10 protein-coding genes are annotated in these 14,700 nt (G+C 34.8%); 3 read left to right on the plus strand and 7 right to left on the minus strand.

Going from position 1 to position 14,700, the window contains the following annotated elements:
- Window positions 1–367 precede the first annotated feature (367 nt).
- On the plus strand, window positions 368–1,516 hold the full coding sequence (locus tag ACFFLS_RS13660) for a cysteine desulfurase family protein (RefSeq protein ID WP_379682138.1): 1,149 nt from the start codon (window positions 368–370) through the stop codon (window positions 1,514–1,516).
- A gap of 123 nt (window positions 1,517–1,639) precedes the next feature.
- On the opposite strand, the gene ACFFLS_RS13665 is transcribed toward ACFFLS_RS13660, so the two are convergent.
- The 3 genes from ACFFLS_RS13665 to ACFFLS_RS13675 are packed head-to-tail and all read right to left on the minus strand — an operon-like array spanning window position 1,640 to window position 4,181.
- Window positions 1,640–2,263 carry a nucleotidyltransferase family protein gene (locus ACFFLS_RS13665; protein ID WP_379682139.1) on the minus strand — a complete coding sequence of 208 codons (624 nt, stop codon included), beginning with the start codon at window positions 2,261–2,263 and terminating at the stop codon, window positions 1,640–1,642.
- On the minus strand, window positions 2,244–3,377 hold the full coding sequence (locus tag ACFFLS_RS13670) for an XdhC family protein (RefSeq protein ID WP_379682140.1): 1,134 nt from the start codon (window positions 3,375–3,377) through the stop codon (window positions 2,244–2,246). Before ACFFLS_RS13670 ends, ACFFLS_RS13665 begins: the two co-directional genes overlap by 20 nt.
- A 36-nt stretch (window positions 3,378–3,413) precedes the next feature.
- The gene (locus ACFFLS_RS13675; protein ID WP_379682141.1) at window positions 3,414–4,181 is read right to left on the minus strand and encodes a response regulator transcription factor; all 768 of its coding nucleotides are present in this window, start codon (window positions 4,179–4,181) and stop codon (window positions 3,414–3,416) included.
- Window positions 4,182–4,292: 111 nt separating this feature from the next.
- Between ACFFLS_RS13675 and ACFFLS_RS13680 the strand changes: the two genes are divergently transcribed.
- Together ACFFLS_RS13680 and ACFFLS_RS13685 are read left to right on the plus strand one after the other, a co-directional pair.
- The gene (locus ACFFLS_RS13680; RefSeq protein ID WP_379682142.1) at window positions 4,293–5,042 is read left to right on the plus strand and encodes a DUF1349 domain-containing protein; all 750 of its coding nucleotides are present in this window, start codon (window positions 4,293–4,295) and stop codon (window positions 5,040–5,042) included.
- A 156-nt stretch (window positions 5,043–5,198) separates the two neighbouring features.
- On the plus strand, window positions 5,199–5,531 hold the full coding sequence (locus ACFFLS_RS13685; RefSeq protein ID WP_379682143.1) for a YegP family protein: 333 nt from the start codon (window positions 5,199–5,201) through the stop codon (window positions 5,529–5,531).
- A 67-nt stretch (window positions 5,532–5,598) separates the two neighbouring features.
- Here the strand turns inward: ACFFLS_RS13685 and ACFFLS_RS13690 are convergent, their stop codons facing one another.
- From ACFFLS_RS13690 to ACFFLS_RS13705, 4 genes are all read right to left on the minus strand, one after another.
- Window positions 5,599–6,513: a PorP/SprF family type IX secretion system membrane protein gene (locus ACFFLS_RS13690; RefSeq protein WP_379682144.1), complete on the minus strand. Its 915-nt coding sequence runs from the start codon at window positions 6,511–6,513 to the stop codon at window positions 5,599–5,601.
- Window positions 6,514–6,522: 9 nt separating this feature from the next.
- A complete protein-coding gene (locus ACFFLS_RS13695) occupies window positions 6,523–7,737 on the minus strand; it encodes a T9SS type B sorting domain-containing protein (RefSeq protein WP_379689450.1) in 1,215 nt (404 codons plus the stop codon).
- A gap of 61 nt (window positions 7,738–7,798) precedes the next feature.
- The gene (locus ACFFLS_RS13700) at window positions 7,799–12,244 is read right to left on the minus strand and encodes a beta strand repeat-containing protein (RefSeq protein WP_379689452.1); all 4,446 of its coding nucleotides are present in this window, start codon (window positions 12,242–12,244) and stop codon (window positions 7,799–7,801) included.
- Between the two features lie 490 nt (window positions 12,245–12,734).
- A complete protein-coding gene (locus ACFFLS_RS13705) occupies window positions 12,735–14,669 on the minus strand; it encodes a glycoside hydrolase family 43 protein (RefSeq protein WP_379689453.1) in 1,935 nt (644 codons plus the stop codon).
- Window positions 14,670–14,700 lie beyond the last annotated feature (31 nt).

Consider the following 14,700-nt stretch of genomic DNA (forward strand, 5'->3'; position numbering starts at 1 on the left):
CTTTTTGTCATTCTAACAAATTTAATCATCTTAAATCACAAAAAGTTATGAAATTCAAACATTACTCTTATTTAGAATAATTACAATTTCGTGTTTTTTTAACCGCAAAGCACGCAAAGGATTTTCGCTAAGGTCGCAAAGCTTTTTATTATTTTCTCTCGCAGATTTCGCAGATAATGCAGATTCTTTATGATAGAAATAAAAAATCTGTTTAGATCTGTAAAATCTGCGAGAAACAAAAATTTATACGCATTAATACTTTGCGACCTTAGCGAAAATCCTTAGCTCCCGATAGCTATCGGGATTGTGGTTAAATTTTCACACTTATTAATTCTGAAATTGTATTTTTACTGAAATAAGCCAAAATATGTCACAGCAAGAAATCATTTATCTCGATAATAATGCCACAACACGCGTTGATGAACGAGTTCTGAATGCAATGCTTCCCTATTTTACTGATTTGTATGCTAATTCAACAGGAGCGCATTTAGCTGGATTAACGGTAAAAGAAGCAGTTGAAAATGCTGCCTGGCAAACGGCCGATTTGATAAATGCTGACGCAGAAGAAATCATTTTTACCTCTGGCGCTACTGAGGCTATCAATTTAGCGATAAAAGGTTTGGCTAGTCAAGAAAGAAAACATATTGTTACCATTCAAACCGAACACAAAGCCGTTCTTGAAACGTGTCGTTTTATGGAAGACAACGGCTTTGAAGTTACATACTTACCAATTGACTCTGATGGACTTTTAAACTTTCAACTTCTAGATGAAGTAATTACAGATAAAACTTTGGTTTTCATAGGAATGTTTTCTAATAATGAAACTGGTGTCATTCAAAATATCAATGCGATTTCTAAAATACTAAAAAGCAAAAATGTGCTTTTTTTCTGTGATGCGACCCAGGCTGTCGGTAAAATTCCGGTCGATGTAAAAAAACTCGGAATTGACCTTTTAACCTTGTCAGCACATAAATTTTATGGCCCAAAAGGGATTGGCGCTTTGTATGTTTCGGCGAAAGCCAAAATAAAATTGTCACCACAAATTCTTGGCGGCGGACAGCAACGGAAATCAAGAAGCGGCACACTCAATGTTCCCGGAATTATCGGTTTAGGTAAAGCATCTGAAATCGCTGTAAATGAATTAGAAAAAGATAAAAATAGAATTTATCTATTACGACAAAAACTCGAAAAAGGTTTATTGCAGTTTGAAGGTTCTTTTTTAAACGGCGATGAAGAAAACCGAATTTACAATACTTCCAACATTTGTTTTCCGGGGGTAAATTCAGAACAGCTGATTTTGGCTTTAGGAAACATTTCTGTTTCAAATGGCGCTTCGTGTTCAGCCGTCACTTCTGAACCTTCACATGTTTTAAAAGCAATGGGATTGTCTGATGAAGAAGCTTTGAGTTCAATCCGTTTTAGTTTAGGAAGATTTTCTTCAGAAAAAGAAATTGATATAGCAATTGAGAGGGTTTTGAATTTGGCTCGGCAATTGGTTTTGCCACAAAGGCGCTAAGGCACGAAGTTTTTTTATCTATTTTTTAAATCTCACAAAGATGCGAAGATTTCTTTATTTATATTTTTTGAGCTCAAAATATGGAAAGGAGAACCTTTGCCACTCTGTCACTTTGAACCTTTGTCACTTTGAGCCTTTGTCACTTAAATCAGAAATCAATTGAAGATAATCTTCTTCGGTATCGATATCAATATTGCCTTTTTCAAAAAGAACTGAAACTACATCATTTGCATAATTCTTAAGGAGTTTTTTGGCGCCTTCTTGTCCTTTTAATTCCAAAAGTTCTTGAAAATACTTTTTATGAAATAAAACCGGTGTTCCTAAAGTTTCAGAATAAGCCGATGCAACGATTCCTTTTCCTCTTTTACTTGATTCAAAAATTAAACTTTCGAAAACAGAACTCGTAACAAAAGGCTGATCACAAACCGCCATAATACATTGTTCACAATCTGGATTTAAAAGCAACAACTCACTAATTCCTTTTACGATTGATGAAGACATTCCTGTTTCCCAATTGGAGTTGAAAGAAAATGTTATTTCAGGCGAATTAAGCTCTTTTTCTATTAAATCATGATCTGAGCCTGTAACGATAATTATAAATGAATTTTCAACCTTTAAAGCTTCATATATAGAATTTTTTAGCAAGGTCGATTCTTTGTATTGCAGCAATTGTTTTGGTCTACCCAGCCTAGAGGAATTTCCAGCGGCCAGAATGATGATGCCAGTCTTATTTCGAAATTTCTTCATAATGAATTTCGTTGTGAATTTTGCCCGTCTTAAATTTTAGAGAAGTTCCCGTTCTTTGCGATGCAAAAGCTTTAATTTCCGCAATAATCGATAAAGCTATTTCTTCAGAAGTTTCAGCACCAATGTCTAAACCTACAGGGCTGTGAATTCTTCTTAATTGCTCTTCGTTTACAGCGACTTCTTCCTTCAAAAGATCGTCTAACATTCTGTTGAATTTTGATTTGGGACCAAGAATTCCAATATAATGGCAATCTGTTGTTAATAACGCTTTCAAGACCGCTAAATCGTATTTGTAATTGTGAGTCATCAAAAGAAAATAGGTTTGATCATCGACAACAATATTTTCTAAAAATTCTTGCGATTTTACAATAAAGATATCATCTGCTTTTGGAAAGCGCTTTTTTGTTGCATGTGTAGCTCGCCCTTCCTTAATGGTAATTTTCCAGCCTAAAACGGCAGCAATTTTTACTAAAGGCTGAATATCATTTCCAGCTCCTGCAATCACTAAGGAAATAGAGGGTTTTATGTATTCAATTAAAGCTTCGTTACCGTTTTCCTCTTGAAGTTTTTTTACGATTGAGGTTTTCGTCTCCAAAACCTCTTTTACATCTGGAATCAAACTCAAAACATCGTTGTTGTAATTTAAAACCGGACTATCTTTTCTAAAAAACAAAGTCGTTCCTATCTGTGAAGCGTTTCTCTTTAATGAAAAAACGGTAACTACAACAGCTTCTTTTCTTTCCAATTCCAATTCTTGTAAAAGCTGAATCGGATTAATATTGCTTTCATTGTCAATGTATTCAAACAAAATATGAACAATTCCGTTGCACCCCAACTGTAAACCTATTTCGGCATCATCTTCGTTATTGGTATCATAGGTTACAAGTTTATTCTGTTTTTGATTTATGGAAAGAAGTGCTTTTCGAAGCGCATCGCCTTCAAGGCAACCTCCGCTAATTGCACCTGTTAGAATTCCGTCTTCAGTAACGAGCATGCGCGCTCCTGCTTGTCTATAAGATGAGCCTTCAACTTTTACGACGGTTGCTAAAGCACATTTTTTAGCTGTTTTTTTTTCCTCTGAATATGCTTTTAATATATCGCTGATTTCTTTCATGATCAATTATCCTCCTAACAAAAATAAGGAAATCTTTTAAAGAGAAATAATTCCCATCACAAAAGCCGTCTGAACAGCTTCGGCAGTATTTGTTACTTTTAATTTCTCTATGATGTTTTGTCGATGGCGACGAACGGTATAGACCGAAATATTCATCTCTGAAGCAACCTGTTCGCTTTTATTACCTTTTGCAACGCTGGTTAAAACCTCTATTTCTCTTTTCGAAAGTATATTTTCTGTGTTGTTTTTGTATTTTTCAGCTTCAATTACTTCTCCTGTCTTAATATTGAAAATCTTTCCATCAATTCCAGGTCTGGATTGTAAATCTGTTGAAGGCAGATACAAACACAAAGCAAGAGAAATACTTCCATTGCTAAAGGTTTTAAGGTAAATCGTTCTGTGATTGATATAAGAGCATTTTTCGACCAAACCTTTCATTCTAAGTCGGCTCGATGTACTGTAATTGCTATATTCTTCCTGTGGAATTCCCTTTAAAAACTGATAAAAATTAAGTTCTAAAACGTGACGTTCAACCAAATCATCAGGGTTGATTTTAGTGAAGATACATTCTTCAAAAGCAGAGTCGATTACGGAATTTTCATTTGGAAGCCCAAAAACAGAACCAAAACTGCCCGAATAAATATAACTGCAATCTGATCTGTAATCCGACAAAACTGCTACACATTGCTCAATCTTAACATAATTCGAAACAAATTCTTTGTACATTTCAATATCATTAGCTTCTTCAATCTCAAACTTTTGTTCTAAAAATGTAGTTATTAATTGGTTTTCGATTGAAGGCATCTGAGACATTTAAAAAGTGGAATTGGTTAATTTTACGTATTGCTGTTCTTGTTAGACAATTCTATTTTTGGAAAATTAAAAATATTACTTTCTATCTCAAAAAAACAATTTATGAAAACATTTTTTTACAATGCCATTATTCTTTTAAGTCTTTCTGTATTATCAAGCTGTAATAACAAAAATGAAACTTCAAAAACAACAATGAAAGAAGAAACAAAAACTGATTCTGCAATTGTAAATGGCTCGCCATGCGACATCAAGCTGTCAAATATACATTTTACGAAAGCCGTAAATGGTGCTGACACCTTAATCAATAAAGAAGCTGATGAGAAAATCATTTTTAAAGCTGGCGAGAAATCAGATTATTTCTCTGATCCAGACGGAAAATTATCCAACACTACTGCGCCAATGCTTTTGTCTAAAGTCGACAACACCAAACCATTTACGCTGACTGCAAAAATAACTCCTCAATTTACTGAAAAAGGCCTGTATAATGCTGGTGTTTTATACATTTATGTGAATGACAGTTTTTACCAGAAATTCTGTTTTGAACAAGACGAAAGAGGAAATCACAGAATTGTAACGGTTCGTACCATGGGAACTTCTGATGACAACAACCACGATGTGGTAAAAGAGCCTTCTGTTTATATGAAAATCTCTTCTGATACTAAAACGGTTGCTAGTTATTATTCTATTGATAAAAAGAATTGGCAGATGGTTCGTTTGTACAAAAACAATTACCCAAAAGAAATCTGGATGGGAATCAGCACGCAATGTCCTGTTGATAAAGGCACACAAAGTATTTTTGAGGAAATTAATCTAGAAGAAAAAAGTGTTTCTGATTTCCGTTTAGGAATATAACTTCCATTCTAAAAAGACTGTTTTTCAGATTTTCTTATGCTCTATTTTTTAGCATTAATATAATCATTTTTTTAAATAGATGTATGATTTGTATTACCAAGTTTTGTATTTTTATCGATAGCAAAATAATATTACCTAACTTAATTAATAAACTACATGGGAAAATTTGTAATCACTACTAGAACCAACGGTGAGTTTCAATTCAATTTAAAAGCTGGTAATGGCCAGACCATCTTAACAAGCGAAGGTTACACTACAAAAGCAGCATGCAATAATGGCATTGAATCTGTTAAAAAAAATGCGCCAGACGACGATCGCTATGATAGATTAGAGTCTAAAAGCGGAAAACCATATTTTAATTTAAAAGCTGGAAATGGGCAGATTATTGGCTCTAGCGAAATGTACGAAAGTGTTGCCGCAAGAGAAAACGGAATCGAATCTGTTAAGAAAAATGCTCCTGAAGCCACTATAGACGACCAGACGGTATAAAAACAATCTTATATTTTAAAAATGAGGTATTATTGTAAAAGTAATACCTCTTTTTATATAAAATGATTTAAAAGAATCTCGGATTAATCATTCGTTTCCTTGATTTATTGAAAAAATCAAATCTCAAAAGAATCTCATGTGTACCTGAGTTGTAATTTCCTAAGTTTGTTGTTTCATAGTCATACGCATAACCAATTTGTATATGATCGGTAGCCTGAAAACCAGCTAAAGCACTTATACTCGCACTCCATCGATAGCCAACTCCTAAAGTTAATTTATTATTTATTGATAAATTAGCCGATACATCTACCGCTATAGGAGCTCCTTCTACCGCTTTGACCAAAACGGCAGGCTTAAATCTTAAATCTGGATTTAGATCAAATACATATCCTGCTATACCATAAAAATGCGCGCTTGAAGAATACACCGTTGATGCAACATCGTCGTAATAATTAGTTTTAAGCAATTTGGGTACCGATACTCCAAAATACCAATTGTAGGTATGCACATAGAATCCGACTCCCAAATTGGGTAGAAATTTAGATTCTTGCCCATATAGAAATTGATCTGGATTTTCGACATTCAATTCATTGTAATTAACTTCATAATTATTGAAACCTGCCGAAATACCAAAAGAATATCGTAAATCATTATTACCAATGATGGTGTAGGCATAATTTATCATTAACCCAATATTGTTTGTTGGTCCAATTTCTTCGCTAACAATATCTAATCCGATACCATTAGCGTGATATCCTAATGGACTTTGAATTGAAAAATTCATTGTTTTTGGAGCACCATCAAGTCCGACCCACTGCGTTCTGTATAATCCCATTGCGCTAACCACTTCTCTCGAACCCGTATATCCGGGATTAAAAGTCATAGTGTTGTACATATATTGTGTGTATTGCGATTCTTGCTGAGCCTGAGTTTCAAAACTTGCCAATAATAATATCGTTATTATGTAAAAGTATTTTTCCATAAGCCAATTTTATTGATTGTTGATGTACAAATAACCCGTTTTTTCAATTACATCGTTGCCTTTAGTATAGTTTATAATATAGAAGTAAGTGCCAGTAGGAAGCTTTTCTCCTCTATTGATTGTTGCACGCCCATCAGAATAACCTTCAAACATTCTATCGCTTTCATTGTATGATTTTGCATCGTAGACTTTTACTCCCCAGCGATTATAGATTTCGACTCTATTATCAGGAAATTGACTTATTCCTTTGATATGAAAAGTATCATTTATTCCATCTCCATTTGGTGAGAGTGCATTGTAAATTGTAATTCCATCAGCGGGAGGTTCTGGATTTTCTTTTTTAACTATTGCAATTGCAAAAATTCCATATGCACTGACTTGAGTTGTTATTAGTTTTGTATAATCTGCTCCTGTGAGAAGCTCTGTTGTAATGCCTTTTTCATTAATCCATTTAGACGTTGCTGCATCCCATCTCACTATTCCTAATTGGGTATCATCACTTTCCAGAAAAAAAACAGGCGGTGTCGTATTTTTGTCCAAAGTAAGACTTAAAACGACTTTATCTGCTCCTTGTTCTTGAGTCACATTCCAATATTCGGCTTCATCTATGGTTATAATGCTTTCTTCTTTACTGGTATAGGGATGAATATTACCTGTAGTCTCAAAAAAATACTCCGTTACATATATATTCATATTGCTGTTTTCGTCCTTCATTGATGGTCTGTAAAAGACATCATCTCCCACAGGAAATTCAAATTTAGCAGAACCTTTTTTTTCTACTCTTCCATCAACAAAACTCAAATTACTAGCGTCTGAATGTGAAGCATTTTCATTAAAAATCATTTTTCCAATATCATTGGAGGCATCAATAATTCCGTTTTTAAATAATGCCTGTTTGTTAACAACAATTGTTGTTGCTAAACGAAAAGGCATTACATCTGAAGTATTGTTAAACTCAATATTCTGGAAATGTGAAATAGACAAACCGTCGATGAGCTGTTCTTTATTTCCAATGAAAAAAGTTTTTCCATTTTCTGAACCTGAATAGGTAAATAATCCGTCATTTTTGAAATTTGCATAAACATACAAATTTCCGTCATTTAGAAAATCGCCACTTGTTTTGTTTTCAAGGTCAAAAATGGTAGAAAACTGTGTATTGGGTGCTATTGATAATTCGCCGATATTTACGGTTTGTGCCGATATGGGTCCAATGCAGAATATCATAATTATACAGGAGAATGCTCTATATTTTTTTATTTTGTTCATGACTTTAATACTACTAACATTATTCTTCTTGTTCCATTTTTTCTACTAACTTCTCTAAACGTGCTAAACGTAAATCCATGGCTGCAACGGTCTGTTTTAAGTTTTGAATTTCCATATCTTTTGCATCGAGCTGCTTTTGCTGTTCAATTGCATATAAATAGAGCTCTTCTACTTTTTCTAAAACCTGAACTGATAATTCTGATACATTAAAAATATAATCTCCTTTTTCATTTTTAGACAGTTCTTTTATTCCTGTAACTCCTGGCAAATGATTGTTTTCATTTACAAAATTTTCAATTTCCTTTAATGATTTAAATGAATAATTTTTATTTGAAGAACTCCTTTTTTCAAAATATTTTTCAAATACATAATCCGGATAAATGTTTGTAGTAGTTTGTATCGATCCGTTTACGGCAAGCCAAGTTGCAGGATCTGCCGTTCCTCCAAACATATCTGAAGTACCAATAGCAACTTTACCAGTTTGGTAAATTGCATCTGTGTTTGAAGTAGATTTATCATTAGTGGTTTGGATGTGCCAAGGCCCTAAAGCAGCATAAAAAGGACTTACAATTTTCAAAACTCCATTTGCATCGGCAACTACTAAATTATCTGTGATGGTACTTCCAGCTTTAAGTCCCTCAATTCGAACTGGGTCATCTGTACCTACAGTCTGAGGCGAAACATGAAGTGTGTTAGTTGGCGTATCAATATTAATTCCAATTTTTGAAACCTTAGCTGAAGACCCTAAATTATTAACTCCTGTACCAAAAATAGCATTCCCAATATTTAAACGGTTACTTCCTGTTGCTGCCGGCAGATTTACAGTATTTCCTATAATAATGTTTTGGCTTCCTGATGTTAAATTCATACCAGCCTGATATCCTAAAGCTGTATTACCTGTGCCAGTTGCTAAAACTCCAAGCGCAGTATTACCTATAGCAATATTTTGATTTCCTGATGTATTAGCGAGCAGAGTTCCGACTCCTAATGCCGTGTTAAAACTCCCTGTATTTCCCTCAAGCGCTCTGTACCCCATGGCAACATTTCCTGTACCGCTTGATGAGCTAGTCAAAGTATTATGACCAAATGCCGTATTATTGGTTCCTATAGAATTTGACAGTGCTCTTAGGCCAAAAGCAGTTGCACCTATTTGAGATAATATTCCAGCTTTTACATTATTAATTTTAAACATCAAGGATTGACCATCAGTAGTTCCTAGAAAATTTACTGCAGAATCAGTTCCTCCATTTCCTGTCATTCTCCAGTAGTTTGCAGCATTCGGTGCAATTGTTTTAAGCACACCGGTTGAATTCACCACAACAAAATTATCTGTAACAGCTCCTGTTTGTAGACCTTCGGCGCGAATTGGATCTGCCGTGGCTGTAACATGTAAAGTATTTGTTGGTACATTAGTATTAATTCCAATTTTACCTGTCAATGTTCCTGTTGCGTTATTTACTCCTGTCCCAAACAAAGTATTACCTATATTCATTTCATTACTGCTAGTTGGCGCAGATGCATTTACATTAATGGATGAAGCTCCTCCTCCAATTAGTATATTGCTACTTCCAGTAGTATTAGTAATTCCTGCACTATCACCAATCGCTATATTATAGTTACCTGATGAATTATTTTGAAGAGTCAGGTTTCCTAATGATGTATTGTATCCTCCCGTTAAATTATGATTTAGAGAACTTGCTCCTAAACCTGTATTATAGGACCCTGAAGTGTTATCTCCTAATGAGAGGTAGCCTATAGCTGTATTTCGCCCTAAAAAAGTGATACTATTAGCATTTGCAAGTGCCATAGCACCAACCGCTGTATTACCAGAAAAACTAGACCCTGTAGCTTTACTTAACGCTGCATAGCCTATAGCTGTATTATCATTGGCACTACCACCAACAGCTAAAGCACTGTTTCCTAGAGCTGTATTTTCAAAACCTTGTTGCGCAACTGGAGTAGTTGACCAATTCGAAAGAGTCCTATATCCTAAAGAAGTATTAGACTTGCCAATAGCAGCGGTGCTCACCATGCCAGATACAGCATTATTAACCTTGAACATTAAATACTGATCATCAGTAGTTCCAATGAAATTAGTCGTTGGAGTTGTACTTGCATTACCGATTGTGGACCACATTGATTGAGTAACTGTTCTTAAAATTCCGCTTGAAGGGTCAATAGCTACGAGCCTATCTGATGCTGTCCCAACTGGTAAGCCATTAATTGCAAAATTATTGCTATTAGTTGTCAGAGTAGTAGATTGTACCAACGTACCGCCTAACTGCACATTGCCATTAGTTGATGTCAAACCATTGTTTGCTGTAATTAATACAGGAACTGATGGTGTTGTCAATACACCGTTTATCGTAGATACTAAATTTCCGTTTGTCGCTGTTAATGTATTGGTATTAATAATGTCCACTCCCGTTCCTGTTACTCCATTTACTGTTGTACTCAATGTATTTACTGCCGATGTATTTGAAACAGACGTTGCTATACTAAGCGATGCCGGAGTCAATAATGATCCGCCGTCAGTTCCAATTGTCAAGATATTGCCTACATCGGCACTGGTAATATTTGCTGTCTGCCCGGTTCCGTCCTCATTGGTATAGGTGATTACGCCAGTGGTGGAAGACTGCACTAGGTTGGTCAAAGTCTGAGATGCCGAAACTGCTGGGGCAATATCCAAAGCTGTACTCGAAACTCCGTTCACAGTTGTAGTTAGTTCTGTTCCTGATAGTGATGTTTCGTTTGTATTGACAATTGGAGCTCCTGAACTTGTAATTCCGTTTACCGTGACTGTTGCTGTATTTACATTTGACGCATTTGAAATTCCGCTTACGGCATTTGAAGTCGAAGTAATTCCGTTTACGTTGGATGTCAATGTATTTCCTGCTAAACTCAAAGCGTTTGTAGTTCCAGAAGCCAAAATCGGACTTAAATCCAAAGCCGCACTTGCAACTCCGTTCACAGTTGTAGTCAATTCTGTTCCCGACAATGATGTTACGTTTGTATTGATAATCGGAGCGCCTGAACTTGTAATTCCGTTTACAGTAACTGTTGCTGTATTTACATTTGATGCATTCGATATTCCGCTTACGGCATTTGAAGTCGAAGTAATTCCATTTACGTTCGATGTCAAAGTATTTCCTGCTAAACTCAAACCGTTTGTTGTTGCAGAGGCCAAAATTGGAGTCAAATCCAAAGCTGTTCCATAAACACCATTCACAGATGTAGTCAAACTGCTTCCTGACAAAGAATTTGAAACATTACTTACTGCATCAGAAGTTGAACTAATTCCGTTTACGTTCGATGTCAAAGTATTTCCTGCTAAACTCAAAGCGTTTGTAGTTCCAGAAGCCAAAATCGGAGTCAAATCCAAAGCTGTTCCAGAAACTCCATTCACAGATGTAGTCAAACTGCTTCCTGACAAAGAATTTGAAACATTACTTACTGCATCAGAAGTTGAACTAATTCCGTTTACGTTCGATGTCAAAGTATTTCCTGCTAAACTCAATGCATTTGTTGTTGCAGAAGTCAAAATCGGAGTCAAATCCAAAGCTGTTCCAGAAACACCATTCACAGATGTAGTCAAACTGCTTCCTGACAAAGAATTTGAAACATTACTTACTGCATCAGAAGTTGAACTAATTCCGTTTACGTTCGATGTCAAAATATTTCCTGATAAACTCAAAGCGTTTGTAGTTCCAGAAGCCAAAATCGAACTTAAATCCAAAGCCGTACTTGCAACTCCGTTCACAGTTGTAGTCAGTTCAGTTCCCGATAATGATGTTTCGTTTGTATTGACAATCGAAGCGCCTGAACTTGTAATTCCGTTTACAGTAACTGTTGCTGTATTTACATTTGACGCATTAGAAACTGTGATAGAACTTACCGGAATCACAGAAATATCTAACATCGCTCCTCCATCGGTTCCTACTTTAAGTAAGTTCCCTACATTAGCACTGATTACTTGTGAAGTTATTGAATTCCCTGTCTCATTTGTATAGGTAATTGCCCCCGTTGCTGTGTTCTGAACCTGATTGGTAACAGTTTCATTCGCTTTAACAATAGGACCAAAATCAATTACTTGAAAATTTCCCGAATTATCGGTATAGGAAAAAGTTTGAGTAACTGCATTGTAAATAACTGTTCCAGAAGCTGTGGTTGTTTCTCCCGAAATTACAATCCTATTCCATTTATTATCGAACCAGTAATAGTATCCTGGTTTTATATCAGCAACAGTTGCTGTATTAAACACCAATAAACTATTGATATTTCCACCCACAATTGTTGCTACATCTGTTGAACTGGTCAAATTTATTCTAGGAATCAGTATTCCTCGATTTGTTGCAGCGACTTCCAGTTGAGAAGATGCATTAGGCATTGGTGTCCCTATTCCAACTTGAGAACAAACAGTAAAACTCCCTAAAAAAATAAGAATGCAAAGTATTTTATTCTTCATAAGATTGAATTATTAGCATTAACAATTTTAAATTATAACAGAAATAAAAAAACAAAAAATCAAATCTTAAATTTTGGCTTTGAGGAATCTTAAAAGGAATTATTTAGAGAAGACCTAAATAGTTCCTATAATTATTTTTGCTAAGAAAAAATGAAAAAGCAATTGAATTGCTAATAAAATAAGTTTGAATGGCAGATAACAATACAAAAGAAAATCAGTGCAAGTACTAGATTTGATTGTTAAAAAGTAATAGACATAAATTTAGAATTGTAAATTTAAATAAAAATAAAACATTAATAATCAAATACTTAAAATTATTTTATTACTAAAATACTTATATATAAATATTTAAGCACGTTTTAAGTTTATAATTCCATCATAATGTCTTTAATCATTTTAAAAAAAAGTTCTCAATCTTAAACACAACTCCTAAATAAAAAAAAGGCCAATTTCCATTAAGAAATTGGCCTTTTTCTAACTCATTAAAAACTCACTTCAAACTTTCGATTCCTGTATGAGTAGGAACAACCTGCTTAATAGTTCCGTCTAAATTAAACTCTAACTTATCAATACAGACTTCACGATGAAAACCACCAGCTCTTCCCATTTTAATTCCTGTTGGGTAAGAAAATCGATGATATACCATATACCATTCATCTTTGTTTGGAATTTGTAAAACCGAATTATGACCCGTTGCGTGAATTCCCTGCTCAGGGACTCCTTGAATCACAATATTATTTTCCGGGATTTCGATTGGCCCTAAAGGCGATTTTGAAATCCCGTATCGTACTTTGTAATTCGGACTTCTCGTATCATCCTCACTCCATAAAAAATAGTAGGTTCCTTTTCTGTAGAAAACATAAGTTCCTTCGCGGAAAGTTTTGTCCACTTTTATTACTGTTTCGGTTCCTTTTTTAGCAGAAATCATATCGTCATTCAATTCAAAAGCCCCCATATAACCATTCCCCCAGTAAAAATAACTTTTACCACTTTTGGGATCTGTAAAAACATCGGGATCAATTTCTTGTCCGCCTTTTATTCCTTCTGGTTTTGTTGCCACAAGGGCTTTTCCACTGTCTTTAAAAGGGCCTGTTGGGTTGTCTGAAACCGCAACGCCTATTTTTTGAGCAGCCGTAAAATAGTAGAAATATTTATATTTCCCTTTTATTTTTTTCTCCACGATACAAGGTGCCCATGCATTTCTGTCTGCCCAAGAAACATCTTTTTTTAAATCTAAAATTACGCCTTCGTCTTTCCAATCAATAAGATTATCAGAAGAAAAAGTTTTAAAATAATAACCAGACCAACTGTCAAATCCGTCGCTTGTTGGGTAGATATAATATTTTTTAGTTTTGTTCGAATATAAAATTTCAGGATCGGCATAATATCCTTCTAAAACCGGGTTGTTATTTATTTTAGGATATTGAGCAGGCATTCCCCATTTTTCGGTTATTCTTTTTAATTCTGATCTCGTGATTGGGAGAATAGTTCCGTGACGTGGTTTAAAATCCATCGAAATCTCATTGTCAATTACAGTAAAATTCTCCAAATCTGTACTTTTGGTAAATTGATATTGTCCTTTTTTGTAGACATCGTACATAAGAATATATTCATCAGAATTGTTGAGTTTAAAAATACTAGAACCTTCAACAGATTCTTTTGTCTGTTGAAGATAATTGTCATTTTCTATCCATTTTCCTGAAGTCAAATCAGTTGCAGTTGCCGATTTGATTCCCGGAGTATTGGTTTCTGTTTTATAAAAAAGATGATAAACTCCGTCTTTTTCTATAATGTCTCCATCTATACAAGCGTTACCCGATTTTGGCACATACAATAATTTCGGCTCGCCTTCTAAAGCTGTAAAATCTTTATTGGCGTAAGCATAATAAATCTTATCAGGTCCTCCAGCATGCTGCATACTGAAATAAATCATGTATTTTCCAGCTTTCGTATCATAAATAGTCTGAGGTGCCCAAACTCTTTTTAAGTTTTCGTTTCCTGGAAATGTAGTCTGGATATTCACTATACTGCTTTTCCAATTTACTAAATCGGTACTTTTTAATAAAACCATTGCACGATTACTGTCCCAGCCTTTTGAAGAAGTCATGTCGGTCAAAACCATATAAAATGTTTTGCCATCTTCTCCTCGCAATATATGCGGATCGCGAACGCCTCCGGTTGAACTGATTGCTTTACTATCTATAACCGGTTTGTTTCCATTTAAACTATAATAATGATAACCATCTTGACTCACAGCATAATTAACCGCTTCTTCTTCTACCTTATTTCCGATAAAATAAACGAATAAATAGGCTGTCAAATCTTTCTCTGCAACTGCAGGTGGAACTCCTTGTGCTTTATCTTGCGCTTGTAAAAAAGTTGAAATCAATAGCAAGAATACAATGCTGATTTTTAATTTTTTCATTTTGTAATAAGTTTAATGCCGTTATATTTTC

The sequence above is a fragment of the Flavobacterium procerum genome (genome assembly GCF_042431625.1).
Classification (GTDB): Bacteria; Bacteroidota; Bacteroidia; order Flavobacteriales; family Flavobacteriaceae; genus Flavobacterium; species Flavobacterium procerum.